Genomic DNA, 24,423 nt, shown 5'->3' on the forward strand with positions numbered 1-24,423 from the left:
CAGAGCGACCTGTCTGTACTGCCCCTCTCCCGCGCTTCGGCTGCGCCTCGCTTGCCCTCTCCCCGCAAGCGGGGAGAGGGAGAAGAAAGTGCGTTACCCATTGAACCGGCCACCGCTCTCGGCCTTCGACTTCAGCAATTCCGCCACCGCGAACCCGTGCTTCTCGAGCCCCGCAACGATCGTCTTCAACCCCTCGGTATCCGCCCAGAACATCGGCCCGCCGCGATAGACCGGCCAGCCGTAGCCGTAGATCCACACGACATCGATGTCGCTCGCGCGCTGCGCCATCTTCTCCTCGAGGATCAGCGCGCCTTCGTTGACCATCGTGTAGAGCGTCTTCTCGACGATCTCCTGGTCGCTGATCTCGCGCTTCTGCAGGTTCGATTTCGAGCGGAAATCCTCGATGATCTCGGCCACGCGCGGGGACGGCGTCGGAGTCCGCTTCTCGTCATAGTCATAGAAGCCCTTGCCGGTCTTCTGCCCCCAGCGGCCCTCGGCGGCGAGCGCATCGCGGATGTTCTCGATGCGGGTGGGGTCGCGGTGCCAGCCGATGTCCACCCCTGCGAGGTCGCTCATCTGGAACGGCCCCATCGGCATGCCGAATGCGACATGGACCTTGTCGATCTGCTCGGGGGTGGCACCTTCCATCAGCAGCTTCATCGCCTCGACCTGGCGGGGCTTCAGCATCCGGTTGCCGATGAACCCGTCGCACACGCCGGCGACCACCGCGACCTTCCGGATCGTCTTGGACAGTGCCATCACGGTCGCGAGCACATCGTCCTCGGTCTGCGCGCCGCGCACCACTTCGAGCAATTTCATCACGTTGGCGGGCGAGAAGAAGTGCATGCCGACAACGTCGCCGGGCCGCTTGGTGACCGAGGCGATCTCGTCGATGTCGAGATAGGAGGTGTTCGACGCGAGGATCGCACCGGGCTTGGCGATCGCGTCGAGCCGGGTGAAGATCTCCTTCTTCACGTCCATATTCTCATACACCGCCTCGATGATGAGGTCGCAGTCCGCGAGCGCGTCGAAATCGAGCGTCGGGGTGAGCGCACCCATCGCCTGTTCGACCTGCTCGGGCTTCAACCGGCCCTTGGCGGCGGAGGCTTCGTAATTCTTGCGGATCGTGCCGGCACCGCGGTCGAGCGCTTCCTGCGCCATTTCGACGATCGTCACCGGGATGCCCGCCGACAGGAAGTTCATCGAAATCCCGCCGCCCATCGTGCCCGCGCCGATGACGCCGACGCGCTTGATCTCGCGGAGCGGGATCTTGGGATCGATGCCGTCGATCTTGGCAGCCTGGCGCTCGGCGAAGAAGATGTGGCGCTGGGCGGCGGATTGCACGCCCATCATCAGCTTCATGAATTCCTGCCGTTCGAAGGCGATACCCTCGTCGAAGCTCGAGCCATCGGTGGCTTTCTCGACGCAGGCGATGTTGGCGGCGGGGGCTTCGAAGCCGCGGAAGCGCTTGGCGTTGTCCTTCTTGAACTGAGCGACAGACTCGGGAGCGGCCTGCGCCACCTTGTCTCGCGCGCGGGGCAAGGTTTTGGTGTCGGCGACTTCGCGGGCGAACGCAATCGCGTCCGCTTCGAGGTTGTTTTCATTGGCAAGTCTGTCGATCAGCCCGGCGGAGAGCGCGAGCTTGGCGGGGATCGGGTCACCCTTGGCGGTGAGTTCGAGCGCGAGCTTGACGCCCGCGATGCGCGGCAGGCGTTGCGTCCCGCCCGCGCCGGGGAGCAGGCCGAGCTTGACCTCGGGCGTGCCGATCTTCGCGCTAGGGACCGCGATGCGATAATGGCAGCCGAGCGTGACCTCGCACCCGCCGCCGAGCGCGGTGCCGTGGATCGCGGCGATGACGGGCTTGTCCGATGCCTCGATCATGTCGACCACGGTGGGGAGGCCCGGCTCCTGCATCGGTTTGCCGAATTCGGTGATGTCCGCGCCGGCGAAGAAGGTGCGGCCGTCGCAGCGGATCACCATCGCCTTGACCTGCGGGTTGGCGAGACCCTCCTTGATCCCGGCTTCGAGGCCCTGGCGGACCGCCGCGCCGAGCGCGTTGACCGGCGGGTTGTTCGAGATGATGACGAGGACGTCGTCGTGGAGCTGGGTGGTGATCGGGCCGGTCATCGGGTCGGTCATTCTTCTCTCCTGTTTGCTTCCCCGGCGAAGGCCGTGGCCGAGTCGCGCAGGTTTTTGTAATCGTGCGCAGCGCCCGCCAACTCAGGTGGCGCTACTGGGCCCCGGCCTTCGCCGGGGAAGCGAAGGGTCAGGTCAACGCACTGTAAATCAACGTCTTCAACTCACGGCGGATCGGGTAGAGGCTCGACGGCGAGAGCTGCGTCATGAACACCATGTGCAATTGCTCGACCGGATCGATGAAGAAGGCGGTCGAGAACATCCCGCCCCAATAATATTCGCCGACCGAGCCCGGGATCATCGAGCGCGCAACGTCGACGTTGACCGCGAAGCCGAGCCCGAAGCCCGTCCCCGCATTCGCCGCTTCGCTGAACAGTGACTTGGACATTCTCGACAGGTCGGACCCGCCGGGAAGATGGTTGTGCGTCATCAGGTCGATCGTCTTGCGCGCGAGGATGCGTTCGCCGTCGAGGCCGCCGCCGCCCAGCAGCATGCAGCAGAAGCGATGATAATCGAGCGCGGTCGACACCAGCCCGCCGCCGCCCGAGACCAGCTTGGGCGCGCGGCTCCACGCGCTTGCGGCACCGCGGTCGTAGAGGATGCGGCCTTTTTCGGGGACGAAGGTGTAGCAGTCGGTGAGGCGGTCGATCTTGCCTTCGGGGACGTGGAAGAAGGTGTCGTCCATCCCGAGCGGCGCGAAGATGCGGTCGCGGAAGACCTGTTCGAGCGGCATCCCCGAAACGCGCTGCACGACCGCGCCGAGCACGTCGGTTGCGACCGAGTAGTTCCACGCGTCGCCCGGCGAGAATTCGAGCGGTAGTTTGGCGAGCGCGGCGATGAAGCCGTCGAGGTCGTGGTTGCCGTGCCAGCTCTCCAGCCGGAGTTCGCGGTGCGCGGCGTCGACGTTGGTGCGGTTCTGGAAGCCGTAGGTGAGCCCTGCGGTGTGCCGGAGCAGGTCGATCATCCGCATCGGCTCGGCGGTCGGGCGGGTCTGGAACGGCACGCCGCCACCGCCGCCGGCATAGACGCCGACGCCCTTGAACTCGGGGAGGACGTGGTGGACGGGTGTGTCGAGCGCGACACGGCCTTCCTCGACCAGCATCATGAACGCGACCGAGGTCACCGGCTTGGTCATGCTCGCGATCCGGAACAGCGACTGCTGGTCGATCGGTGCGGCCTCGCCCTCGCGCGCCGGGCCGAGCGAGGAAAAGTGCGCGATCTCGCCAGCTTGCGCGATCAGGATCTGCGCGTGCGGGAGCTTGCCGGTGTCGAGGTAGCGTTGCTGCAGAAACGCATCGATCCGCGCCAGGCGGCCGGTGTCGAATCGGCTGGTTACGGGTGTCGCGACATTCATCTCGGCTTCCATACCCCCCGTTCGAAACGCTTGCCACCCTATTGCCTTGAGCGGCGTGCAAATCAACACTAACCTGTGCGAAACAGGATTACGCGGCAAACCCGACCTTCAACTTGGCGGTTTGCGCGATGGCAGGAGAGAGTCGTCTTGGATATGCAACCGCTTGTCGTGCTCGATCCGGCCTGGCCCCGAATGACGCTCGCCGATGCCGCCGCCACGCTGACCGCGCCGGGGACGAAGTTCGAGATGGAGACCGTCGATGTCGACGGCATCGCGACTCGTGTGTGGAAACATGCGCCGCCGTCGCTCGGCTGGCTGGTCGCGGCGTCGCGTGCGCATGGGGAGCGGGTGTTCACGGTCTATGAGGACGAGCGCGTCACCTACGATGCCAATGCGCGCGCGGTGGCGGCGCTGGCGCAGGCGTTGCTTGCGCGGGGGGTGGCGAAGGGCGACCGGATCGGGCTGGCGATGCGCAATCTGCCGGAGTGGCCGGTGATCTTCTTCGCCGCGGCGATCGTCGGCGCGATCGTCGTGCCGCTCAACGCGTGGTGGACCGCGGGGGAGCTGGCGTACGGGATCACCGATTCGGGATGCAGGACGCTGTTCGTCGACGACGAGCGCTATCGGCGGCTGATCGAGCATGGGGTGGCGTTCCCCGCGGTGGAGACGACGCTCGTCGCGCGCGCCTCGACGCCGCTGGGCGCGGGCGCGGGGCGGCTGGAGGATCTGATCGGCACGCCGCACGCTTATGCCACGCTCCCCGAGCCGGTGTGGCCGGAGGTCGCGATCGCGACCGACGATCCCGCGACGATCTTCTACACCAGCGGCACGACCGGCGCGCCCAAGGGGGCGCTCGGCTCGCATCGCAACCTGACGACCAACATCCTGTCGGCGGCCTATTCCGCGGCGCGCGCGAGCCTGCGGCGGGGCGAAGCGCCGCCCGAGCCTACCCCCAAGACGCTGCTGATGGTGATCCCGTTGTTCCATGTCACCGCCTGCTCGGCGACGATGATGGGGTCGATCGCGGCGGGGAACACGCTCGTCTTCATGCGCAAATGGGACACCGTCCGCGCGATGGAGCTGATCGAGACCGAGCGAGTCCACATGACCGGGGGCGTGCCGACGATCGCTTGGCAGATCCTCGAACATCCCGATCGGTCACGCTACGATCTCTCTTCGCTCGAGGCGATCGCTTACGGCGGCGCGCCCTCCGCGCCCGAGCTGGTCAAGCGGATCTATACCGAATTCGGCGCGCTCCCCGGCAACGGCTGGGGGATGACCGAGACGATGGCGACGGTCACCAGCCACGCAGGCGAGGACTATCTCAACCGCCCGACCAGCGCGGGGCCACCGGTTGCAGTGGCGGACCTGCGGATCATGGACGAAGCGGGCGAGCAGGAACTTGCCATCGGCGAGGTCGGCGAATTGTGGGCGCGCGGGGCGATGATCGTGAAGGGCTATTGGAACAAGCCCGATGCGACCGCCGAGACGTTCGTAAATGGCTGGGTTCGCACCGGCGACCTCGCGCGGGTGGACGCGGAAGGGTTCGTCTTCATTGTTGATCGCGCCAAGGACATGATCATCCGTGGTGGTGAGAACATCTATTCCTCCGAGGTCGAGAACGTCCTGTACGCGCACCCCGCGGTCACCGATTGCGCGCTGATCGGCGTGCCGCATCGGACATTGGGCGAGGAACCCGTCGCGGTGGTCCACCTCGCCGCGGGCAAGACCGCAAGCGAGGCGGAGTTGCAGCAATGGGTCAAGGACCGGCTCGCGATCTTCAAGACGCCCGTCGCAATCCGCTTCGTTCCCGAGACGCTCCCGCGCAACGCCAACGGGAAGATCCTCAAGAAGGACCTCAAGATGCTGTTCGCGGATCGGTTCGAGGCGGCGGCGTGAGCGACCGCCGGGGGTAGGCGGCGCGCGCTGCGCACAGTAACGGGCGCCATGTCGTTGCGTCGTCGCCTGTTCCTCCCGCTCGCCTGGATGCGCCGCCAGATCCGCGCGAGCGAATTTGCGTTGATCGCGCTCGCAGTGGCGATCGGCTCCGCGGCGGGGCTGGGGACGGTGATCGTCGCGGCGCTAGCGCGGACCGTGCAGCACTGGATGTTCGCGCTGCCGGTCGGGCAGCGGCTCAGCGAGACGGCTGCGCTCGGGTGGCCGCAACTCGCGATCCTGCCGCTCGGCGGCGCGGTGCTGGCGATCTTTTCCTTGGGTGTGCGGAGCCGGCAGCGGCGGATGGTCGACGCGGTCGAGGCGAATGCGCTGCACGGCGGACGCATGTCGGTTTCTGACAGCCTGGTCGTCTCGGGACAGACGGTCATCTCCAACGGGTTCGGCGCTTCGGTCGGGCTCGAGGCGGCGTATGCGCAGATCGGCAGCGTGATCGCCTCGGTCAGCGGCGCCACGCTGCAATTGCGGCGAAGCGACTTGCGCAATCTGGTCGGCGCGGGGGCGGGGGCCTCGATTGCGGCGGCGTTCGGCGCGCCGCTGACGGGGGCCTTCTATGCGTTCGAGATCGTCATCGGCGCGTACACCCCGTCGGCGATCGCGCCGATTGCGGCGGCGGCGATTTCCGCGGTGTTCGTGTCGCAACTGTTCGGCGCGCAGCCCTATGTCATCGATTCCTTCGCGACCCTCCCCCCGGAGAGCCACCATTATCTGCTGTACGCGGGGCTAGGCGGGGTGTGTGCGCTGCTCGGCATCGCGCTGATGCGACTGGTCGCGCTGGCGGAGCAGGGTTCGCGGAAAATTCCCTTGCCGGACTGGACGCGGCCGATCCTCGGCGGCGCGCTGCTAATGCCGATCGCTTACTGGTCGCCGCAGGTGCTGTCATCGGGGCATGGGGCGCTCCACATGGATATCGCGGTGGGGGCGTCGCTCGGGTTCGTGGCGCTGGTGTTCGTGGCGAAGGTTTCGGCGTCGATCGTTTCGCTTGGGTTCGGCTATCGCGGCGGGTTGTTCTTCGCGTCGCTGTTCCTGGGGACGCTGGTCGGGCATCTGTTCGCAGGCGTGCTCGACCTGATCGCGGGCTATCCGGTGGTCGATCCGCACAATGCCGCGATGGTCGGGATGGCGGCGCTCGCGGTCGCGGTGGTCGGCGGGCCGATGACGATGGCGATGCTCGTGCTGGAGGCGACGCAGGATTTCGCGCTGACCGGCGCGGTGCTTGCCGCCGCGCTCGTGTCGTCGACGATCGTGCGCGAGACGTTCGGTTATTCCTTCTCGACCTGGCGGCTCCACCTGCGCGGCGAGACGATTAAGAGCGCGCGCGACATCGGCTGGATCCGGTCGCTGACGGTCGACACGATGATGCGCCGTGAAACCCGCGCGACCGACAGCGCCATCAGCATCGCCGACTTCCGCCACCGCTTCCCGCTCGGCGCGACGAGCCGGGTCGTGCTGGTGGATGCAGACGAGCGCTACGCCGGGATCGTGCAGACCCCTGCGGCTTATGCCGAGGGGCTGGACGCGGCGGCACCGATCGGCACGGTCGCGATCAACGGCGATGCGGCGCTGGCGATCGACATGGATATCGCCGGCGTGATGAAGCGGTTCGACGCAAGCGGCGCGGACGAGCTCGCGGTGCTCGACGCGGACCGGCATGTGGTCGGGATCCTGTCGGAATCCTACGTCCGTCGGCGCTATGCGGAGGAGCTCGAGAAGGCGCAGAGCGACCTGTTCGGGGAGCGCTAGGACAGTCGCTGTTTCAGGTTTGCTTTTGAATGCAACCGATGCCGGGACTTTGGCGTTAGCGTGATTATACACTGCCGGTATAGTCAGCCGCGCAGGCTCTTTGTTCAAACAATGCAAGTCGCGCCTTGAACCGGCAATCATAACGCGTTCGAAGGTAAGCGAATCTCATATATGGAGAAACTATACCTATCGGTTCGATGGTAGCGTTTCTGCGTGTTCTGTTTCAGTATTCAGCGTTGGTGGTCGAAATGGTGCGTATAATCCAAATAGTAGAAGGCAACTATAGGCGAATAGCGCATCTGATCCTTCTTGTCGGACTGTTCGAGCGCGTCTGGTGGCTCGCGGTCAGGGCAAAGGATCAATACGTCGGCGGCGAAGCGCTCAATGTAGCCCAGTCCGTGGCGCGAAACGGAACCATTGCTGATGCCTTTGAGAAGGGCAGTGGCCTTACCGCGCATCTGCCGCCTGTCCTCGTCCTTTACGCCGGCTATGTTTACCGGATCTTCGGCATGAATTCCGCGGTGTCGGACTTCATTCTCAGTTCCACCGCAGTCATCACCGTTCTGGCTGCCGCCTATCTCCTTTTCCTGAGTTTCGGGCACATCGGCATGACGCCGATATGGCGCCTGGCAGCGCTCGCTGCATTCTGCCTCGTCCCCTTGTTCCCGCAACTGGAGATCGTCACCTTTCGGATCTGGGAGGGGGGGCTTGCCAGCTTCGTGAGCGCACTATTGCTGTATTGCGTGACTCGCCCCGAACAGCCGGGGCCGCAAACGATCCGGTCATGGGTTGTCTCCAGCCTCGTCGGGTCGTTCCTGTTCTTCCTGAACCCGGCAGCGGGCCTTGCCGGGTTCGCGATGCTGGCGGTCTGGTTGTTCCGCCATCGGTCGATCCGCGCCTGGCCGGGCTACATCGCGGCGGGCGCGGTGGTGCTTGCCGTCGTGCTGGCGCCGTGGACGATCCGCAATTACGAAGCGTTCGGCCGGTTCATTCCGTTGCGCAGCAACATGGGGATGGAGCTGGCGCTGGCGAACCATCCGGGTGCGGTCAGCAACCGGGACGAGAAGGCGGTCATGCTCGAGCGGCTTCGCGAAATCCATCCGCAGGAAAGCCAGCGTGCGTTCGACACCATGCAGGCGATGGGGGGCGAACGGATCTATGCCGACAAGCTCGGCGCGGAGGCAAAGGCCTGGATCGCGGCGCACCCGACCCAATTCGCCGCGTTGAGCCTTCGGCATGTGGTACAGTTCTATTTCCCGCCCGAATGGCAGTGGAATATCTACGTAGACTTCCCGACCCGAACGATGAAGTTGAAGTTGATGCTCGTATATCTCTTCTCGGCTTTGGGTCTGCTCGGCGCGCTCTTTGGGCTGGTCAGATGGCGCGGACCTTATTTCTATCCTGCCATCATGGTCCTGGTTCCGGCGGTGACCTATGCCGTGGTCCAGCCGGTTCTTCGTTACCATTATCTCATCCACGGGATAACGATCTTCATGGCGATCGAGTTCGTCCGGCGGGTCGTCGGCTTGGTGCTGTCGAGGTCTCGGCCGGCGGCGCAATAGCGCCGTGGCCGGGGCCATGTCGAACAGGATGGCTCGACGTCTTGTCAGTTCGTTTTCCGTTGAATCGGTGAGGACGTTGGCGCGCGACCGCGGGGTTTCCAAGCGGTCGAAATGGTCCCGGGTAGACCGTGCTCCTCGAGGACGGTTCGCTATATAAAGCGCCGCGACGACACCGGGGGCATCCCGTAGCTGATCCGGTCCACGCGGTCCCTCCGCGAGCGCCGCGCTTAAGGCGTTGGCTCAACCTCCAACGCCCCGCGACCAGTTGTCGGCAGGTGGAGCGCGTTCCGGCAGCGGGTCCGTTGTTGTGATCCGACACCATGCGCGCCTTAGCCCGGAGAGCATGCCGCATCGCCGCGCTAGCGGTTCCGCTGGATGCTCTCCGGGCTCAGACGTATTCCGGCACCCTCAGCCGGAAAATCGTCGCGCTGTAGCGCCTCAGCCGCGCGCGCCCGGGGCTGGATAAGACAGATACGCCAGCCGGCGAACCTCGAGCCGCCCGCGCACGACCGTATCGAGGATCAACCCGGTGAACAGGTTGAGCGCCGCGAGGATGATGATCCCCGAGATCAGGATCGCGGTCGGGAAGCGCGGGACGAGCCCGGTCTGCGCATAGGTCACGACCAGCGGGATCGTCAGGATCGCGGCGATCAGCAGGAACGCCGCGGCGATCGCGCCGAAGAACAGCACCGGACGCTCGATCCGGTACAGCGTCATGATCGTCCGCAGGATCCGCCAGCCGTCGCGGTAGGTCGACAGCTTCGAGGTCGACCCCTCGGGGCGTGCGTAATAGGGCGTTTCGATCTCGGCGACGGGCATCTTGAGCTCGAGCGCGTGGACGCTGATCTCGGTCTCAATCTCAAACCCGGCCGAAAGTGACGGGAAGCTCTTGGTGAAGCGCCGCGAGAAGACGCGGTAGCCCGACAGGATGTCGGTGAACGACCGCCCGAACAGCTTCGCCAGCATTCCCGTCAGCAGCGCATTGCCGAAGCGATGCCCGCGCCGGTACGATTCCTGGACTTCGCTGATCCGCGAACCGACGATCATGTCGAGCTGCTCGTCGACCAGCTTGGCGACCAGCGCGGGCGCGGACGCCGCGTCGTAGGTCGCGTCGCCATCCGCCATGACATAGACGTCGGCATCGATGTCCGCGAACATCCGGCGGACGACCGCGCCCTTGCCCTGGATCCGTTCGCGCCGGACGATCGCGCCCGCGGCTTCGGCAACCGCGACGGTGCGATCCTTGCTGTTGTTGTCGTACACGTAGATGGTCGCGTCGGGCAACGCAGCGCGGAACCCCGCGACCGTCTGGGCGATCGCCGCCTCTTCGTTATAGCACGGGAGAAGAACGGCAATCTTCGGCGCGGTCATCGCGAACTCCATCTGTTCTGGCTGCGACGCATCGGCGTCATAATGCATTCGACTCGCGCGATAGCCGGTCCATTTGGATTACGCCACCGCACAAAAGCAGGGTCCGGGCGCGTTTCGCGGCCCCCGGCGGTACCCGGTTGGTACCGGCGTTCGATTTATCAGTCCTGCGCGGGATCGGTCGATGGAGCGAGCTCGGTCGACCGCCGCTTCAGCCGGATCGCCTCGTCGATCAATTCGGCAGCGTGGCTTTCGTCGCGTTCGCGGACCGCGAACGTCACGCAATTCATCGCTTCGCGGTGCAATCGCGTGGCGCGGGACTCGGAACGGTTGGTCTTGGTCGGCATGGTCTTGGTATGGATCGCCACAATGGGAACTAGAAAAGGCTCGGCCGCGCAATAGGTTCCGGCGGAGAAGCGGCGCAAGCCCGGTGCGGTGCAGGGGCCTCGAAACGCGCCCGTCCGGCGGTCGCGCGGCGCGGTCAGATCTGTCCGTGGAGCCGCAGGCCGATCACCGCGACCGGTCCGCGATCCCGATTGTACGCCGGATGGTCGATCGCCTGGAAATCGGCGGTGAGATGCGCGGCGTGCGCCAACGCGAGATCGTAATAGAGTTCGGCAATGTCTTCGCTGGCGGGGTGGAGAAGGCTGCCATCGCCGACGAGGATGCCGAGCCCGCCCGCCGCAAGGTAGCGCTGGCGTTCGGTCGAGGCGGCGTTGACGACCAGCGCCACGCCGACGCGATCGTCCGTGCGGTGCCACCGGTGCCCCGCGATCGATACGCCCGCGGAGACGCTGCGATCGACGTCGGTGAATTCGAACGCCTCGTAGCGCCCATCGGCAAGGCCCGCGCGCGCGAACAGCCCGAGGTCGGGGCCAAGCGCCTGTTCGAGGTTGACGCTCACCCCCGCGCGGGTCGCGAAGCGGCGGAGCGGCGCGGGATCGGCGGGCAGGCCGGTCGTCGCCGCAAGCGCGGTCGCCTCCGCAAGCCGCGCCATGCGGCCGTGGTTGGCGAAGCCGGTCAGCTTGAGCTTGCCCGGCTGCCCGGCGATCGTGTGGCGCTCCTCGATCTCGCCGACCAGTTCATACTGGCGCAAGCCGGTATCGATCCGTTCGCTGTTGGGGACGGTCGACAGGTTGAGCAGCCCGGCGCGCACCGCGAACCGCCCGCGATACAGTTCCGCGGTGCCGCCGGTGGTGTAGCCCCATGCATCGGCGGCATAATCGAACGCGCCTGCCTCGATCACGGTCCAGTTGAGGAAGTCCGCGCGCGGGTCGTGCGCGTAGCTGTTGGTGTCGAAGATATCGCCGACGCTGATCTTGCCGAGCGTCAGCACGACCCGGTTCGCAGTACGCGCGCCACCGAGCTGGTTGAGATCGCCCGCAACCCGTTCGGCGGGACCGCCCAGCGCGATGGTCTGGCGCAGGAACAGGCGTTGCAGCCGGAAATAGGGCGCGCGCTTGCCGACCTTATACGCCTCGCCACTGGGAAAGCCCGCCGCGCCCAGGGTGTTCGCCAGGCCGAAGCCCTGGTCGATCTCGGGATTGATCCAGAGTTCCGCACCCGTCCAGGGGCGCACCCCGGCGTAAACGGTGAAATCGGTCGTCTCGCGGGCGTCACCACCTGACTTGAGGCTGTTGGGGCCATCCGAGGGGGCGCGGAACGCCGCGTTCGCCTGTCCGACGAAGGTGAATTGCGCGTGGAACGCGATCGTCTCTGGCCTGGTATCAGCCTCGGGCGCTGCGGGCTTGGCGGCAATCGGGGCCGAGCCGGCGGTCGCGGAGGAACCCGCCTGCGCGAACACCGGCGACGCACCCAGCGCGAGCGCGAACGGTGCCGCCTGCCGAAGCAGCCGCAGAGCCTGATGAACCATGACGCACCCCTTGCCGCAACGGCGACGACACCGCCGTACCCCGACTCGCCGCCGCGCCTAGCCGGGGGGGCTCGACGGGTCAAAGCCGGAATGCCGGTCGGGCAGGCGGGCCGGGACGGGCATCCAGCGGATGCCCGAGGCGGTCGGCTTACGCGCCGGCGATCACCGCCTCGACCGCGCGTTTCCAGCCCGCCAGGCGTGCCTGGCGGGGCGCCTCGTCCAGCGTCGGCGAGAACGTCTCGACCGCGCCGCGCATCGCGCTCGCCGCCTCGAGGCTGTCGAACCAGCCGCAGCCGACCCCCGCGAGCATCGCCGCGCCCAGCGCGGTGGTTTCGGCAAACTTCGGGCGTTCGACGTCGATCCCGAGCATGTCCGCCATGTCCTGCGCCATCCAGTTGTTGGCGACCATCCCGCCGTCGATCCGCACGCACGCCCAGTCGACCCCGTCGGCGGCAAAGGCGGTCATCAGGTCGTGCGCCTGATGCGCCATCGCCTCGAGCGCGGCACGGACGATATGCGCCTTGCGGGTCGAGAAGCTCAGGCCGGACAAGGCACCCCGCGCATCGGGCTCCCACCACGGCGCGCCCATGCCGGACAGCGCGGGGACGAGATAGACCCCGCCATTGTCCGCCACGCTATGCGCATGCGCCTCGGATTCGGCAGCGGTGCCGATCAGCCCGATCTCGTCGCGCAACCATTTGATCAGCGATCCCGCGACGAACACCGAGCCTTCGAGCGCATAGGAGCGCCGCCCGCCGATCTGCCACGCGATCGTCGAGAGCAGCCGGTTGCGCGAGGTCGGCGGGATCGGTCCGGCCTGGCTCAGCACGAACGCGCCGGTCCCGAAGGTCGCCTTGGTCTGCCCGATCTTGAGGCAGCTTTGCCCGATCGTCGCAGCCTGCTGGTCGCCCGCGATCCCGCAAATCGGGATCGCGGGGCCGAACAGGGTGGTTTCGCCGAATTGCCCCGCGCAATCCACGATCTCGGGGAGCGCGCCGCGCGGGACTCCGAACAGTTCGACCAGCCCGTCGTCCCAGTTCCCGCTGCCGATCGCCATCAGCGCGGTGCGGCTGGCGTTGGTCGCATCGGTGATGTGGAGCCCGCCGCGCCCGTCGGTCGCGGTGAGTTTCCAGATCAGCCAGCTCTCGACCGTGCCGACCGCGAGCCGGTCGCCCGCGTCGCGCACCGCGGGCCAGTGCTGCATCGCCCAGCCGATCTTGGAGCCCGAGAAATAGGGGTCGAGCAGTAGGCCGGTCTTGGCCTGGACCATGCTTTCATGCCCCGCCTCCTTCATCGCGCGGCAGGTCGGCGCGGTGCGGCGGTCCTGCCAGACAATCGCGGGGGCAAGCGGTTCGCCGGTCTCGCGATCCCAGAACACCACCGTCTCGCGCTGGTTGGTGATCCCGATCGCGGCGATTCGTTCAGCGCCGCCAGCCTCCGCGATCGCCGCGCGCGTCACCGCGAGCGTGCGCTCCCAGATTTCGGCGGCGTCATGCTCGACCCGGCCGGGCTCTGGATAATGCTGGGTCAGTTCCGCCGCGCGAGTCGCGATGCAGGTGCCATCGTGCTGGAACAGCATCGCGCGGGTCGACGTGGTGCCTTCGTCGATAACCAGGATCAGATCTGACATCGCGATACGCTAGCGCCGATTGCGGAACGAGGGAATGCCGCTAGGGTCGTCCGCATGGCGGAACGAGACGACAACACATCGGGCGCCTTCGGGCTGGCGTCACCGGGCGGCGAACCGGAGGACGAGGCGCGGATCGGGCTCAGGCGCGACCGGTTGCTGGCGGCGCTGACGCTGACCGCGGGGGTCGGGCTGGCGATGGCGATGCCGTTCGCGCTCAAGGCGGGGGCGGAGTTCTTCCTGCCGACGACGGCGGCGCTGGTGATCGCGATTTCGCTCGTGCCGGTGCTCGAATGGCTCGAGCGGCGGCGCGTGCCCTCCGCGCTCGCGGCACTGACCTGCGTGCTGCTGTTCCTGGTCGCGGCGAACGTCGCGCTCGCGGCGATCATCGTGCCCGCGACCGAATTCTTCCGCCGGCTGCCCGAGCGGATCGACCGGATCCAGATGAACATCGCGCCGCTGATCGATCTCTATTCGAGCCTCGAAAAATATCTCAACCGAACGGTCCAGCACCTCGCCGCGTCGGGCCCGGTCAAGTCGCCGCAGACCGCGGCGGTCGCGCCCCCCAGCTCGATCCTCGAACTCGCCGCCACGTCCGCGCCGTCGGTCATCATCCAGGTGTTCTTCGGGGTGCTGGTGGTGTATTTCTTCCTCTCGGGCTGGACCCGGATGCGCAAGCGCACGATCACCAGCCGGTCGAGCTTCGGCGGTGCGATGGCGACCGCGCGCGTGATCCAGAACGTGGTCGACGATACCTCGGCCTATCTCGGGACGATCACGATCATCAACTTCACGCTGGGCGTGCTGATCGCGGGCGTGCTGTACGTGATGGGGATGCCGTACCCGCTGATGTGGGGCGGGATCGTCGCATTGCTCAACTACGTCCCCTATTTCGGGCCGATCGCGGCGGCCGGGCTGCTCGCGCTGGGCGGGCTGATGACCTTCCACGACATCTGGGTCGCCTTGCTTCCCGCGTTCATCATGATGGGGTGCCATCTCATCGAGGCGAATGCGGTGACGCCGCTGATCGTCGGGCATCGCCTGACGATCAACCCGATCCTGATTCTCGTCTCGATCAGCTTCTGGTCGTGGGTGTGGGGAACGGCGGGGACGCTGCTCGCGGTGCCGCTGCTGATTATCCTGCAGACCGTGGTGCGCGCGGCGGGCAAGCCCGATATCGCGGGTTTCCTGTTCGAACACGGTACGCTGACCAAGCGCAGCCAGCCGAATTTCGCGACAACCGCGACCGATGCAGAAACGGTTGTTGACAGGGTAGGGGGGGTCGCTTAGGAGCCGCGCCTCACGCTTCTCAAGCGGGTGTAGCTCAGTTGGTTAGAGCGCCGGCCTGTCACGCCGGAGGTCGCGGGTTCGAGCCCCGTCACTCGCGCCATTCCCCCGATTTTTTCGGTGCAGGATGGTACGGGAAGTGTCATGATCCGGTATCTCGGGCCCTTCGGGTCCGATCTGCGCGGGTGTAGCTCAGTTGGTTAGAGCGCCGGCCTGTCACGCCGGAGGTCGCGGGTTCGAGCCCCGTCACTCGCGCCATTCCTCATCCGGGGAATGGCGCCCTGGGCCGAGGCCCGTTCAGCGCGACAACCCCTTCAGCCCCAAACCGTCAGCTCCAGCGGCCGGTTTCCATCCATGCCAGCATGCGCCGCAGCGGCAGCACCCAGATCCACGCGATTCCCGCGACCAGATAATAAAGCGCCTGCAGCAGCGGGTGCCATCCGCCGACCACACCCGACAGGCTTGCGGCAAGCACGCACCAGATCGTGACGAGCGCGAGGATCGCGAGCATGCCTACGGGTTTGCGCCAGCTCGGGGTCATTCTGCTCGGTCCATCGGTCGGGCTATCCATCCATTTTCGGTAATGATCGCGTGGAGCGGCATGTCCCACGCATCGGTCGGCAGGGTGTCGACCTGTTGCACGCTCCACGCAACCCCGATCCGGCGTGCATCCGGGAAGGCGGCGAACGCGCGGTCGTAATAGCCCGCGCCCTGGCCGAGCCGGTCGAACTTGGCGTCGAACGCGAGCAGCGGGGCGAGGATGACGTCGGGAGCCAGCGCGGGGGATTCGCGGTGCGGCTGGGTCAGGCCGAAGGGGCCGGGGTGGAGGGCGTCGTCGGGATGCCAGACGAGGAAGCGCATCGGCGCGGCGCGCGTGGTCACGTGCGGCAGCGCCAGCGTGCAGCCGGCGGCGATGGCGGCGCGGGCGAGCGGGGCAGGGTCGGCCTCGCTCCCGACGGGGACGTAGGCGGTGACGACGCGGCCGGGCGCCAGCAGCGCGAGGAACGGCGCGGGCGGCGTGAGTACGGGTGCGGCGGCGGCGTGGAAGGCGTCGCGCGTGGCGCGGATCCGGGCGCGGAGGGCGGGTTTGTCGATTGCGGGGGTGGCTGGGGGCGTCATCCGGCCGGTGATAGGCTGAAGCCGCGTTGGGCGTCGATAGCGTCGCGCCCGACCCTCTGCACCTCGTCACCCTGAACCCGTTTCAGGGTCCACCAAGGTGCGCGTTCGTCCGGCGGCAGGCTTAGCGGCACGGTGGATCCTGAAACAAGTTCGGGATGACGGCGCTGAGAGGGTGGGGGCTATCAACGCGACGGCGTGTTTGCGGCAAGCGTCGATCGGCGCACTGCTTCGCCTCAACGCCCCCATCGAGGCGGGCGGACGCGATATAAGAAGCGGGTGGCGGGACCGCCGTGGCCGTGTGCCGGGTTATCCTCTGACGCACGGTACGTCAGGTGGGGATCATGTGCGTCGGGCCAGGGCCCGGGCAGGGACAACCCCCTTGGATGAAGAATAGCCTCAGGGATAATAAAGGCTCGTACCGGGCAGTGCCCGCCACGTACTGATATAGGCGCTTGCGGCTTATTGCTCAAGCCGGTGCGCGAGCATTTCGAGTTGCTCAGCGATCAACCCCAGCAGCACCTCGTCATGAGAGACGGCGGGGGACGGCGCGGGGCGGCGATTGGCCTCGTCGAGGCTGTCCGCGAGCATCAGCGCGACGAACAGCATCGTGCGCTCGCCGCTGAGTCCGCCCGAGGCTTTTTCGGCGACCGCATAGTTCGCGGCCAGCATCGCGCCGAGACTGCGCAAATGCTCTTCCTGCCCGTCGGGACAGGCGACGGTGTGACGGCGCGTGCCGAACGTGAGCGTGACTTCGGCCATCAGGCGTCTCCCTCTTCGGCGGCATCGGGAGCGAGTTCTGCGGGACTCGCCGCGTCGGCCGCAGCGAGGACCGTATCGAGTGCTGCGACCGTCTGGGTCATCCGCTCGCGCAACGCGCTGTGGCGCTGCTCCATCCGGGACAGCGCCTCTGCCCGCTTGCGGGTGGCAAGGTCGATCCGCGTGAGCGCATCCTCGATCCGGTCGATCATCCGCTTTTGCGCGTCTTCGGGCGAAAGCGACGTCGGCGCCCCCGGCTCTGCCGTGGGAACGGGGGGCTGGGGGGTACGATCGGGCGATACTGCGGGGGGTGCCTGGGTGGCGATGGGGTCTGCCATCGTCGCGAGATAGCATGGGACCGTCCCGCTACAAGGCGCATTTGTGACGGCTTTGCGTCATGCCGGGCGGTTGACGCGCTGGCTTGCGCCCCGCAAAGACGCGCTCGTGCAATTAGAGTCGGCGTCGGCCCGTGCCGCGCCGAGCAAGAGCTTGAGGAGCGCATCACGATGACGGTCAAGGTAGCGATCAACGGTTTCGGGCGCATTGGTCGCCTCGTCGCGCGCGCGATTCTCGAGCGGGCCGACAGCGGGCTCGAGCTCGTCACGATCAACGACCTTGCCGATGCCAAGTCGAACGCGTGGCTGTTCAGCCGCGATTCGGTCCACGGACGGTATCCGGGCGATGTCTCGGCCGAGGGCAACGATCTGGTCGTCGACGGCAAGCGCATCCGCGTCACCGCAGAGCGTGACCCCGCCAACCTGCCGCATGCCGAGCAGGGCATCGACATCGTGCTCGAATGCACCGGCTTCTTCACCGATCGCGAGAGTTGCCAGAAGCATCTTGATGCGGGCGCCAAGCGCGTGCTGATCTCGGCACCCGGCAAGGGCGTCGACCTGACGGTCGTCTACGGCGTCAACCACGACAAGCTCGAAGCCGGGCACACGATCGTCTCGAACGCGTCTTGCACCACCAACTGCCTCGCGCCGGTCGCTAAGGTTCTCAACGATGCGATCGGGATCGAGCGCGGGCTGATGACGACGGTCCATGCATACACCAACGACCAGAAGATCCTCGACCAGATCCACCCCGACCTGCGTCGCGCGCGTGCCGCCGCCATGTCGATGATCCCGACCACCACCGGTGCCGCGCGCGCGGTCGGCGAGGTTCTGCCTGAGCTCAAGGGCAAGCTCGACGGGTCGGCGATCCGCGTTCCCGTTCCGGACGGCAGCCTGATCGACCTGACCTTCATGCCCAAGCGCGACACGACCAAGGAAGAGGTCAACGCGATCCTCAAGGCTGCGTCGGAGAGCGGTCCGCTCAAGGGCGTGCTGGTCTATTCGGACGAGCCGCTGGTTTCGATCGACATCGTCCACACGCCCGCGTCGTCGACGATCGACAGCCTCGAGACCGCCGTGCTCGACGGCAAGCTCGTCCGCGTCGTCAGCTGGTATGACAATGAGTGGGGGTTCTCGAACCGCATGGTCGACACCGCGGGGGCGATGGGCAAGTTCCTCTGATGGGGACGCTGGCGGGAATCGCTCGCCACAGTCGGCCCAAGGGACCGATGGAGACCATCGACCACGTCGAAGTGACGCTGGACGGTGGTCTCCACGGCGACTTTCGCGGGACGATCAAGCCCGGCGGCAAGGGGCGGCGGCAGGTGACGTTGCTCGAGGCAGGCGACTGGGCCGCCGCGATGGCCGAGGTCGGGCATAGTCTGCCCTGGTCCGCGCGACGCGCCAACCTGCTGGTCGAGGGACTCGACCTGCCGCAGGTGCCGGGCACGCGGCTGCGGATCGGCGATACGGTCGAGCTGATGATCACGCGCGAGACCGATCCGTGCGAGCGGATGGAAGCGCTCGCGCCGGGCCTGCGCGCGGCAATGATGATCGACTGGCGCGGGGGCGCGTGCTCGCGCGTCCTTGTCGGCGGGACGATCCGCGTCGGCGACACGATTTTGATTCTTGGAGAGTGATGGACATGACACGGGCCTTCAAGACGCTGGACGATATCGGCGACGTACGCGGCAAGCGCGTGCTGGTGCGCGAGGATCTCAATGTGCCGATGCAGGACGGCGCGGTCAGCGACGACACGCGGTTGCGCGCGACGCTGCCGACCGTCACCGAGCTGGCGGACAAGGGCGCGATCGTCCTGATCCTCGCGCATTTCGGGCGGCCCAAGGGCACGCCTTCGGCCGAACTGTCGCTCAAGCAACTGGTCGAGCCTTATGCCAACGTGCTCGGGCGGCCCGTCAAGTATGTCGACTGGGAAGGCGATGCAGCGGCGGTTGCCGCGCTTGCACCCGGCGACGTCGCGATCCTCGAGAATACGCGCTTCTTCGGTGGCGAGGAAAAGAACGATCCGGCGGTGGTCGATCGGTTCGCATCGCTTGGCGACCTGTACGTCAACGACGCCTTCTCCGCCGCGCACCGCGCGCATGCCTCGACCGAGGGGCTGGCGCACAAGCTGCCTGCTTTCGCCGGGCGTGCGATGGAAGCGGAGCTCGACGCACTCGACAAGGCGCTCGGCAACCCCGAGCATCCGGTCGCGGCGGTCGTCGGCGGGGCGAAGGTTTCGACCAAGCTCGACGTGCTCAAGCACCTCGTCACCAAGGTCGATCACCTCATCATCGGCGGCGGGATGGCGAACACCTTCCTCGCGGCGCGCGGCGTGAACGTCGGCAAGTCGCTGTGCGAGCATGAGCTGACCGGCACCGCGGACGAGATCTTCGCGGCGGCAGACGGGGCGAATTGCACGATCCATCTGCCCTATGACGTGGTGGTGGCGAAGGAATTCCGCGCCAACCCGCCGATCCGCACGGTCAACGTGCATGAGGTCGCGGCGGACGAGATGATCCTCGACGTCGGCCCGGCGGCGACCGAAGCATTGGCGGACGTGCTCAAGAACTGCCGGACGCTGGTGTGGAACGGCCCGCTCGGTGCGTTCGAGACGCCGCCGTTCGATACCGCGACGGTCGCGCTGGCAAAGACTGCGGCGGCGCTGACCAAGAGCGGGTCGCTCGTTTCGGTCGCTGGGGGCGGGGACACGGTTGCCGCGCTCAACCAGGCGGGCGTGGCGGACGACTTCACCTTCGTCTCAACCGCTGGCGGGGCGTTCCTGGAGTGGATGGAAGGCAAGGACCTGCCCGGCGTCGCGGCGCTCGCGCGCGGCTGACCCTCTGCTACCGTACCGTCTGGCCGCTTCAACCGGCCGGCGGTATGCGCTCCTTGAGCAGCGGCACGAGCTCGCTGTTCAACTCCTCCAGCCCGAAAGCGCTGGCTTTGGCGTAGCGGACCCGACCGGCGCGATCGATGATGTAGTTGGTCGGGACCGCGCCCAGCGTCTGATACGGTCCCTTGACCGCCCGCGCCGGCGAAATGTGCAACTGCGCGAACAGCTTCTTCATCTGGGAAATCGGGACCGAATCCTCGGTCGCGATTGCATAGACCTTCAGGCCGTGCGCCTTCTGCAGGTCGTAATAGGCGTCGAGCAGCGGCAGTTCGGCCTTGCACGGACCGCACCAGGTTGCCCAGAAGTTGAGCACGACGACCTGTCCGCGTAGCTGGTCGGACGAGACCTTGCTGCCATCGACCAGCGTCAGGACGAACGGCGGCGCGTCGTCGCCGACCTTCGGCGCCTTCGCCCCGATCAGCCCCAGTGCCGCGCATGCGAGTGCGGCACCCCGCACAATCTTTCCGAACCCCTGCATATCAATGCCCCCATTGACCAAATTCGGCAGCGTGGAAGACGAATGCCGCTAGGTCAATGCCTTGCGACCTTTTCCTGGGAATGGTCGAACAGCGCGTACAGCCCCAGCGCCACGCCCCCGATCCCCGCGCCGATCAGGCTGGTCAGCGTCCAGCCCCCCGCCGCGATGCTCGCGCTGCCGATCACCGATCCCGTCGCGCCGAACAGGAAGACGATCGTCATGTACGCGGCGTTGATCCGCCCGCCCGCTGCCGGGTCGAGCCCGAAGATGATTCGCTGCCCGGAGATCTGGTTGAGCTGGACCGCCGCGTCGATCAGCACCGCGCCGAGCGCGAAGGCGATCACGCTGCCCGCCGCGACGACCATGTCGGTCGCCAGGAACGACAGCGTCAGCAGCACCAGCGCCCCGAGCGTGGTCGCGCGCGCACGGCCCTTGTCGGCGAAATGCCCGGCGATCGGCGCGGCCAGTGCGCCTCCGGCACCGGCGAGCGCGAACAGCGCGACGCCGTTCGGCCCCAGCCCGAAGCGCTGCGTCAACACGATCGGTGCGGCGGTCCAGAACATGTTGAACGCGATGAACAGCAACGCCTGATACGCCGCGCGCAACCGCAGCATCGGGTAGCGCCGGAGCAGGTCGACGGACGAGGCCAGCAATGCGCCGTAGCGCAACGTGCTGTCCGGACGGCGCGCGGGTAGCATCAGCAGCAGCGCGACGCCGACGAGCGCGGTAACCCCGGCCGACACGAAGAACATCGCGCGCCAGCCCGCGAGCCCAGCAACGAAGCTGGCGACGGGCCGCGCGAGCATGATGCCGGTGAGCAGCCCGCTCATCACCAGCCCGATCGTGCGGCCCTGCCGTTCCCGGCTGCTCAATTTGGCGGCGAGCGGCACCAGCACCTGCGCGCCGACCGAGCAGACACCCGTCACAAGCGCGGCGGCGAGGAAGGTGATCGGTCCTTCCGCCATCGCGATCCCGACGCAGCCGAGCACCGCGCCGACCGTCGCGATGAGGATCAGCCGCTTGTTCTCGACCAGATCCGACAGCGGCACGATGAAGGCGAGCCCGAGCCCGTAGCCGAGCTGGGTCAGCGTGACGATCGCCCCCGCCAGACCCGGCGATAGCCCGATGTCGGGACCGATCGTCTCGATCAGCGTCTGCGCATAATAGAGATTCGCGACCATCGCGCCGCACGCGACCGCCATCAACAGCGTGACCGCGGGGGAAAGATCGTGGGTGTCGGGATGGCTCATCCGGACCGAAAGCCTTGCCGTAGCGTAAAAAGCAAGTGCGCCGCGTGCAATCGCCCGGACGCCGGAATGGCGCGTTGCAGTCCGGCATGCGGCTGACTATCACGCCCGAAAACTACGAATGAAGAGGATCCAGACAATGACGCCTGCCGTCAAAGCCATTCTCGACAAGTATGAGTCGGACAGCCCCGCAACCAAGGCCAACCTCGGCCGCATCCTGATGCACGGCCATCTCGGCGGCACCGGCAAGCTCGTCATCCTGCCGGTCGACCAGGGGTTCGAGCATGGCCCGGCGCGCAGCTTTGCGATCAATCCGCCGGCGTACGACCCGCATTACCACTATCAGCTTGCGATCGACGCGGGGCTCTCGGCCTATGCCGCACCGCTGGGCATGCTGGAAGCTGGCGCGATGACCTTCGCCGGGCAGATCCCGACGATCCTCAAGGTCAACAGCTCGAACAGCTGGGCGCAGGGCGCGAACCAGGCGGTGACCGGCTCGGTCGAGGACGCGGTTCGGCTCGGCTGCGCGGCGATCGGCTTCACCATCTATCCGGGCTCCGACGACCTGTTCGACATGATCGGCCAGATCCGCGAGATGTCGGCGGAGGCCAAGTCGGTCGGGATCGCGACCGTGATCTGGTCGTATCCGCGCGGCGGGATACTCCCCAAGTCGGGTGAGCTCGCGCTCGACGTCGGTGCCTATGCCGCGCACATGGCGGCTATGCTGGGCGCGCACATCATCAAGGTGAAGCTGCCGAGCGATCATATCGAGCAGAAGGAAGCCAAGCCGATGTATGAGGGCACCGACTGGTCGAACCAGGCGGACCGCGTCCGCCACGTCGTCCAGTCGAGCTTCGCGGGACGCCGGATCGTCGTCTTCTCGGGCGGCGCGGCCAAGGGCGCAGACGCGGTCTACCAGGATGCGCGCGACATTCTCGCGGGCGGGGGCAATGGCTCGATCATCGGTCGCAACACCTTCCAGCGCCCGCGCGACGAAGCGCTCGAGATGCTCGGCAAGATCATCGCGATCTACAAGGGCGAAGCGTAAGGACGCGCAGGCGTTCGCCTATCACCGGAGCCTCGGCCCGGTGGTAGGCGTTCTCCTGGGACTGGCGGTCGTCGAACTGCTGGTCGTGCATCTCGTCATCGTCGGGCTGTTCGGGACGACGGCTGCGATCGTCGTCGGCGCGCTCGATTTGGCCGTGGTGGTCGGTCTCGTCCTACTCTTGCGGTCGTTCAGGCGGTTGCCGGTAACGCTGGACGACAGGGTTCTCACGCTCCGCGCCGGGAGCCTGAAGCGGATTGCCGTCCCGACATCCAGCATCGCCGGTTTGCGAACGGCATGGGATGCCGCAGCATTGAAGCGACCCGGTGTCGTCAACCTCGCGCTGGCAAGCTGGCCGAACGTTTTCCTGGATCTCTCCGAGCCGATGGTACTCCGTAGCGGTAAGCCGATCCACGCGGTTGCGCACAAGCTTGACGATCCCGCGGCTTTCCATGCCGCGATCTCGGCGCTATCGGCAGCGCATGGATATTGAAGACCCCCTCGGCCCGCTCGACCCCGATTTCGGCGCGCAGTTCAAGCGCGACTATCGCCGGCCGCCGTGCCAGCTGTACCTCGTCTCCCCGCTCGACGTCACCGGGGGTTTCGCCGACCGGCTGAAACGCGCGCTCGACGCCGGGCCGGTCGCGGCGTTCCAGTTCCGCGTCAAGGACATCGACCAGCATGCCGCGGCCGCGCTCGCCGAGCCGCTGCAGCGGATCTGCGCGGATGCGGACGTCGCCTTCATCGTCAACGACAGCATCGCGCTTGCCAAGCGCCTCGGCGCGGACGGTGTGCATCTCGGTCAGGACGATGGCGATCCGCAGGAGGCGCGGAGCGAGCTCGGGGCTACGGCGCAGATCGGTATCAGCTGTCACGCCAGCCGCCATCTCGCGATGGAAGCGGGGGAAGGCGGCGCGGATTATGTCGCGTTCGGCGCTTTCTACCCCACGACGACCAAGGTTGCGGAGCATGTCGCCGACCCGGTGTTGCTGAGCTGGTGGTCGACCGTGTTCGAACTGCCCTGCGTCGCGATCGGCGGGATCACGCCCGCCAATGCGCCGCCGCTGGTGAAGGCGGGGGCGGATTTCCTCGCCGTATCGCACGGCGTCTGGGGCGAGGACGAAGCAGCAGCGGTGAAGGCGTTCGCCGAGGTGCTCAAGCGGTAGAGCGCAGGCCCGATCCGTGCTAGGACGCGCGCATGTCGAAGCTCTCCCCGATCGAGCCCGAATTCGAGATGCCCGAAGATGCTGCAGCCTACGACGTCTGGTTTCGCGCCAAGGTTCAGTCGGCGCTCGATTCGACCGAGGCGGACGTTCCGCACGAAGCGGTAATGGCGAGCATTCGCGAGATCATCGATCGGAAAAAGAACGGTGCGGCTCGTCTGGCGCGCTAGGACGCGCCGGGATGTCGAAGCGATTGTAGAGTATCTCGCCGAACGCAATCCGAGTGAGGCCGATCGAGTAGAGGCCCTGATCGAGAGGGCGGTGGGGACCCTGCAGGTCCGGCCATTGTTGTACAAGCCGGGCCGCCTTCCTGGCACGCGGGAAGCGGTTATCCATCGCAACTATATCATCGTTTATCGCGTGGTTGATGATGTTGTGACGATCTTGGCCGTTCTACACGCCCGTCAAAGGTATCCCTGAC

At 66.7% G+C, this 24,423-nt stretch carries 24 protein-coding genes and 2 tRNA genes; 14 read left to right on the forward strand and 12 right to left on the reverse strand.

Annotated features, from left to right (window positions below; genetic code table 11):
* Positions 1–93: 93 nt before the first annotated feature.
* Together RI03_RS08265 and RI03_RS08270 are read right to left on the reverse strand one after the other, a co-directional pair.
* Positions 94–2,139, reverse strand: a complete 2,046-nt coding sequence (locus RI03_RS08265; protein WP_010216575.1) for a 3-hydroxyacyl-CoA dehydrogenase NAD-binding domain-containing protein — start codon at positions 2,137–2,139, stop codon at positions 94–96.
* Between the two features lie 127 nt (positions 2,140–2,266).
* Positions 2,267–3,502 (reverse strand): serine hydrolase domain-containing protein, encoded by a 1,236-nt coding sequence (locus RI03_RS08270; protein ID WP_010216577.1) that lies wholly within the window; start codon positions 3,500–3,502, stop codon positions 2,267–2,269.
* 141 nt (positions 3,503–3,643) lie between these two features.
* On the opposite strand from RI03_RS08270, the gene RI03_RS08275 reads away from it, so the two are divergent.
* From RI03_RS08275 to RI03_RS08285, 3 genes are all read left to right on the forward strand, one after another.
* Positions 3,644–5,389, forward strand: coding sequence for a class I adenylate-forming enzyme family protein (locus tag RI03_RS08275; RefSeq protein ID WP_010216579.1), 1,746 nt, complete (start codon positions 3,644–3,646; stop codon positions 5,387–5,389).
* A gap of 48 nt (positions 5,390–5,437) precedes the next feature.
* Positions 5,438–7,186 (forward strand): chloride channel protein, encoded by a 1,749-nt coding sequence (locus RI03_RS08280; RefSeq protein ID WP_010216581.1) that lies wholly within the window; start codon positions 5,438–5,440, stop codon positions 7,184–7,186.
* A gap of 239 nt (positions 7,187–7,425) precedes the next feature.
* Entirely contained in the window at positions 7,426–8,748 is a 1,323-nt protein-coding gene (locus RI03_RS08285) for a hypothetical protein (RefSeq protein WP_238542331.1), read from the forward strand.
* 438 nt (positions 8,749–9,186) lie between these two features.
* On the opposite strand, the gene RI03_RS08290 is transcribed toward RI03_RS08285, so the two are convergent.
* The 4 genes from RI03_RS08290 to RI03_RS08305 form a co-directional block, all read right to left on the reverse strand.
* Complete coding sequence (locus RI03_RS08290; RefSeq protein WP_138995638.1) at positions 9,187–10,119, reverse strand: glycosyltransferase family 2 protein; 933 nt, start codon at positions 10,117–10,119, stop codon at positions 9,187–9,189.
* Positions 10,120–10,277: 158 nt separating this feature from the next.
* A complete protein-coding gene (locus RI03_RS08295) occupies positions 10,278–10,484 on the reverse strand; it encodes a hypothetical protein (RefSeq protein WP_010216589.1) in 207 nt (68 codons plus the stop codon).
* 113 nt (positions 10,485–10,597) lie between these two features.
* Positions 10,598–11,989: a carbohydrate porin gene (locus tag RI03_RS08300; protein ID WP_010216592.1), complete on the reverse strand. Its 1,392-nt coding sequence runs from the start codon at positions 11,987–11,989 to the stop codon at positions 10,598–10,600.
* Between the two features lie 148 nt (positions 11,990–12,137).
* The gene (locus tag RI03_RS08305; protein WP_010163481.1) at positions 12,138–13,619 is read right to left on the reverse strand and encodes an FGGY family carbohydrate kinase; all 1,482 of its coding nucleotides are present in this window, start codon (positions 13,617–13,619) and stop codon (positions 12,138–12,140) included.
* Positions 13,620–13,673: 54 nt separating this feature from the next.
* Between RI03_RS08305 and RI03_RS08310 the strand changes: the two genes are divergently transcribed.
* From RI03_RS08310 to RI03_RS08320, 3 genes are all read left to right on the forward strand, one after another.
* Positions 13,674–14,906, forward strand: coding sequence for an AI-2E family transporter (locus RI03_RS08310; protein WP_010216595.1), 1,233 nt, complete (start codon positions 13,674–13,676; stop codon positions 14,904–14,906).
* A 23-nt stretch (positions 14,907–14,929) separates the two neighbouring features.
* Positions 14,930–15,006, forward strand: a tRNA-Asp gene (locus RI03_RS08315).
* A 78-nt stretch (positions 15,007–15,084) separates the two neighbouring features.
* Positions 15,085–15,161, forward strand: a tRNA-Asp gene (locus RI03_RS08320).
* A gap of 70 nt (positions 15,162–15,231) precedes the next feature.
* On the opposite strand, the gene RI03_RS08325 is transcribed toward RI03_RS08320, so the two are convergent.
* From RI03_RS08325 to RI03_RS24595, 4 genes are all read right to left on the reverse strand, one after another.
* Positions 15,232–15,444 carry a DUF2842 domain-containing protein gene (locus RI03_RS08325; RefSeq protein WP_010216597.1) on the reverse strand — a complete coding sequence of 71 codons (213 nt, stop codon included), beginning with the start codon at positions 15,442–15,444 and terminating at the stop codon, positions 15,232–15,234.
* Positions 15,441–16,022, reverse strand: a complete 582-nt coding sequence (locus RI03_RS08330) for a 5-formyltetrahydrofolate cyclo-ligase (protein WP_010216601.1) — start codon at positions 16,020–16,022, stop codon at positions 15,441–15,443. The genes RI03_RS08325 and RI03_RS08330 overlap by 4 nt, the downstream gene beginning before the upstream one ends.
* A 459-nt stretch (positions 16,023–16,481) precedes the next feature.
* Positions 16,482–16,781, reverse strand: coding sequence for a cell division protein ZapA (locus RI03_RS08335; protein ID WP_010163486.1), 300 nt, complete (start codon positions 16,779–16,781; stop codon positions 16,482–16,484).
* Complete coding sequence (locus RI03_RS24595; protein WP_238542324.1) at positions 16,781–17,116, reverse strand: hypothetical protein; 336 nt, start codon at positions 17,114–17,116, stop codon at positions 16,781–16,783. The genes RI03_RS08335 and RI03_RS24595 overlap by 1 nt, the downstream gene beginning before the upstream one ends.
* Before the next feature lie 168 nt (positions 17,117–17,284).
* Here RI03_RS24595 and gap point away from each other — a divergent pair, with 168 nt between their 5' ends.
* The 3 genes from gap to RI03_RS08355 are packed head-to-tail and all read left to right on the forward strand — an operon-like array spanning position 17,285 to position 19,952.
* Positions 17,285–18,295: a type I glyceraldehyde-3-phosphate dehydrogenase gene (gene gap, locus RI03_RS08345; RefSeq protein WP_010216607.1), complete on the forward strand. Its 1,011-nt coding sequence runs from the start codon at positions 17,285–17,287 to the stop codon at positions 18,293–18,295.
* A complete protein-coding gene (locus RI03_RS08350) occupies positions 18,295–18,753 on the forward strand; it encodes an MOSC domain-containing protein (RefSeq protein ID WP_026046565.1) in 459 nt (152 codons plus the stop codon). Before gap ends, RI03_RS08350 begins: the two co-directional genes overlap by 1 nt.
* A gap of 5 nt (positions 18,754–18,758) precedes the next feature.
* A complete protein-coding gene (locus tag RI03_RS08355; protein WP_026046566.1) occupies positions 18,759–19,952 on the forward strand; it encodes a phosphoglycerate kinase in 1,194 nt (397 codons plus the stop codon).
* Positions 19,953–19,980: 28 nt separating this feature from the next.
* Here the strand turns inward: RI03_RS08355 and RI03_RS08360 are convergent, their stop codons facing one another.
* Both RI03_RS08360 and RI03_RS08365 read right to left on the reverse strand, forming a co-directional pair.
* Positions 19,981–20,487 (reverse strand): TlpA family protein disulfide reductase, encoded by a 507-nt coding sequence (locus tag RI03_RS08360; protein ID WP_010216616.1) that lies wholly within the window; start codon positions 20,485–20,487, stop codon positions 19,981–19,983.
* A gap of 53 nt (positions 20,488–20,540) precedes the next feature.
* Positions 20,541–21,737 (reverse strand): MFS transporter, encoded by a 1,197-nt coding sequence (locus tag RI03_RS08365; RefSeq protein WP_010216618.1) that lies wholly within the window; start codon positions 21,735–21,737, stop codon positions 20,541–20,543.
* A gap of 136 nt (positions 21,738–21,873) precedes the next feature.
* On the opposite strand from RI03_RS08365, the gene RI03_RS08370 reads away from it, so the two are divergent.
* From RI03_RS08370 to RI03_RS08390, 5 genes are read left to right on the forward strand one after another with little or no spacing between them, the layout of a single operon-like run.
* Positions 21,874–22,782, forward strand: coding sequence for a class I fructose-bisphosphate aldolase (locus tag RI03_RS08370; RefSeq protein WP_010216620.1), 909 nt, complete (start codon positions 21,874–21,876; stop codon positions 22,780–22,782).
* Positions 22,783–22,822: 40 nt separating this feature from the next.
* Positions 22,823–23,272: a hypothetical protein gene (locus tag RI03_RS08375; protein ID WP_010216621.1), complete on the forward strand. Its 450-nt coding sequence runs from the start codon at positions 22,823–22,825 to the stop codon at positions 23,270–23,272.
* The gene (gene thiE / locus RI03_RS08380) at positions 23,262–23,945 is read left to right on the forward strand and encodes a thiamine phosphate synthase (RefSeq protein WP_010216623.1); all 684 of its coding nucleotides are present in this window, start codon (positions 23,262–23,264) and stop codon (positions 23,943–23,945) included. The genes RI03_RS08375 and thiE overlap by 11 nt, the downstream gene beginning before the upstream one ends.
* Before the next feature lie 32 nt (positions 23,946–23,977).
* On the forward strand, positions 23,978–24,172 hold the full coding sequence (relB, locus tag RI03_RS08385; RefSeq protein WP_010216625.1) for a type II toxin-antitoxin system RelB family antitoxin: 195 nt from the start codon (positions 23,978–23,980) through the stop codon (positions 24,170–24,172).
* Positions 24,150–24,422 carry a type II toxin-antitoxin system RelE/ParE family toxin gene (locus RI03_RS08390; RefSeq protein WP_010216627.1) on the forward strand — a complete coding sequence of 91 codons (273 nt, stop codon included), beginning with the start codon at positions 24,150–24,152 and terminating at the stop codon, positions 24,420–24,422. The genes relB and RI03_RS08390 overlap by 23 nt, the downstream gene beginning before the upstream one ends.
* Position 24,423 lies beyond the last annotated feature (1 nt).

This window comes from Sphingomonas sp. PAMC 26621, from assembly GCF_000251145.1.
Taxonomy (GTDB): Bacteria; Pseudomonadota; Alphaproteobacteria; order Sphingomonadales; family Sphingomonadaceae; genus Sphingomonas.

What these genes read in the sequence shown, in the direction of transcription:
- RI03_RS08265 (WP_010216575.1), bottom strand. Translation starts at nt 2,139, where the DNA reads ATGACCGACCCGATGACCGGCCCGATCACCACCCAGCTCCACGACGAC.
- RI03_RS08270 (WP_010216577.1), bottom strand. Translation starts at nt 3,502, where the DNA reads ATGGAAGCCGAGATGAATGTCGCGACACCCGTAACCAGCCGATTCGAC.
- RI03_RS08275 (WP_010216579.1), top strand. Translation starts at nt 3,644, where the DNA reads ATGCAACCGCTTGTCGTGCTCGATCCGGCCTGGCCCCGAATGACGCTC.
- RI03_RS08280 (WP_010216581.1), top strand. Translation starts at nt 5,438, where the DNA reads ATGTCGTTGCGTCGTCGCCTGTTCCTCCCGCTCGCCTGGATGCGCCGC.
- RI03_RS08290 (WP_138995638.1), bottom strand. Translation starts at nt 10,119, where the DNA reads ATGACCGCGCCGAAGATTGCCGTTCTTCTCCCGTGCTATAACGAAGAG.
- RI03_RS08300 (WP_010216592.1), bottom strand. Translation starts at nt 11,989, where the DNA reads ATGGTTCATCAGGCTCTGCGGCTGCTTCGGCAGGCGGCACCGTTCGCG.
- RI03_RS08305 (WP_010163481.1), bottom strand. Translation starts at nt 13,619, where the DNA reads ATGTCAGATCTGATCCTGGTTATCGACGAAGGCACCACGTCGACCCGC.
- RI03_RS08310 (WP_010216595.1), top strand. Translation starts at nt 13,674, where the DNA reads ATGGCGGAACGAGACGACAACACATCGGGCGCCTTCGGGCTGGCGTCA.
- RI03_RS08325 (WP_010216597.1), bottom strand. Translation starts at nt 15,444, where the DNA reads ATGACCCCGAGCTGGCGCAAACCCGTAGGCATGCTCGCGATCCTCGCG.
- RI03_RS08330 (WP_010216601.1), bottom strand. Translation starts at nt 16,022, where the DNA reads ATGACGCCCCCAGCCACCCCCGCAATCGACAAACCCGCCCTCCGCGCC.
- RI03_RS08335 (WP_010163486.1), bottom strand. Translation starts at nt 16,781, where the DNA reads ATGGCCGAAGTCACGCTCACGTTCGGCACGCGCCGTCACACCGTCGCC.
- RI03_RS24595 (WP_238542324.1), bottom strand. Translation starts at nt 17,116, where the DNA reads ATGGCAGACCCCATCGCCACCCAGGCACCCCCCGCAGTATCGCCCGAT.
- gap (WP_010216607.1), top strand. Translation starts at nt 17,285, where the DNA reads ATGACGGTCAAGGTAGCGATCAACGGTTTCGGGCGCATTGGTCGCCTC.
- RI03_RS08350 (WP_026046565.1), top strand. Translation starts at nt 18,295, where the DNA reads ATGGGGACGCTGGCGGGAATCGCTCGCCACAGTCGGCCCAAGGGACCG.
- RI03_RS08355 (WP_026046566.1), top strand. Translation starts at nt 18,759, where the DNA reads ATGACACGGGCCTTCAAGACGCTGGACGATATCGGCGACGTACGCGGC.
- RI03_RS08360 (WP_010216616.1), bottom strand. Translation starts at nt 20,487, where the DNA reads ATGCAGGGGTTCGGAAAGATTGTGCGGGGTGCCGCACTCGCATGCGCG.
- RI03_RS08365 (WP_010216618.1), bottom strand. Translation starts at nt 21,737, where the DNA reads ATGAGCCATCCCGACACCCACGATCTTTCCCCCGCGGTCACGCTGTTG.
- RI03_RS08370 (WP_010216620.1), top strand. Translation starts at nt 21,874, where the DNA reads ATGACGCCTGCCGTCAAAGCCATTCTCGACAAGTATGAGTCGGACAGC.
- thiE (WP_010216623.1), top strand. Translation starts at nt 23,262, where the DNA reads ATGGATATTGAAGACCCCCTCGGCCCGCTCGACCCCGATTTCGGCGCG.
- relB (WP_010216625.1), top strand. Translation starts at nt 23,978, where the DNA reads ATGTCGAAGCTCTCCCCGATCGAGCCCGAATTCGAGATGCCCGAAGAT.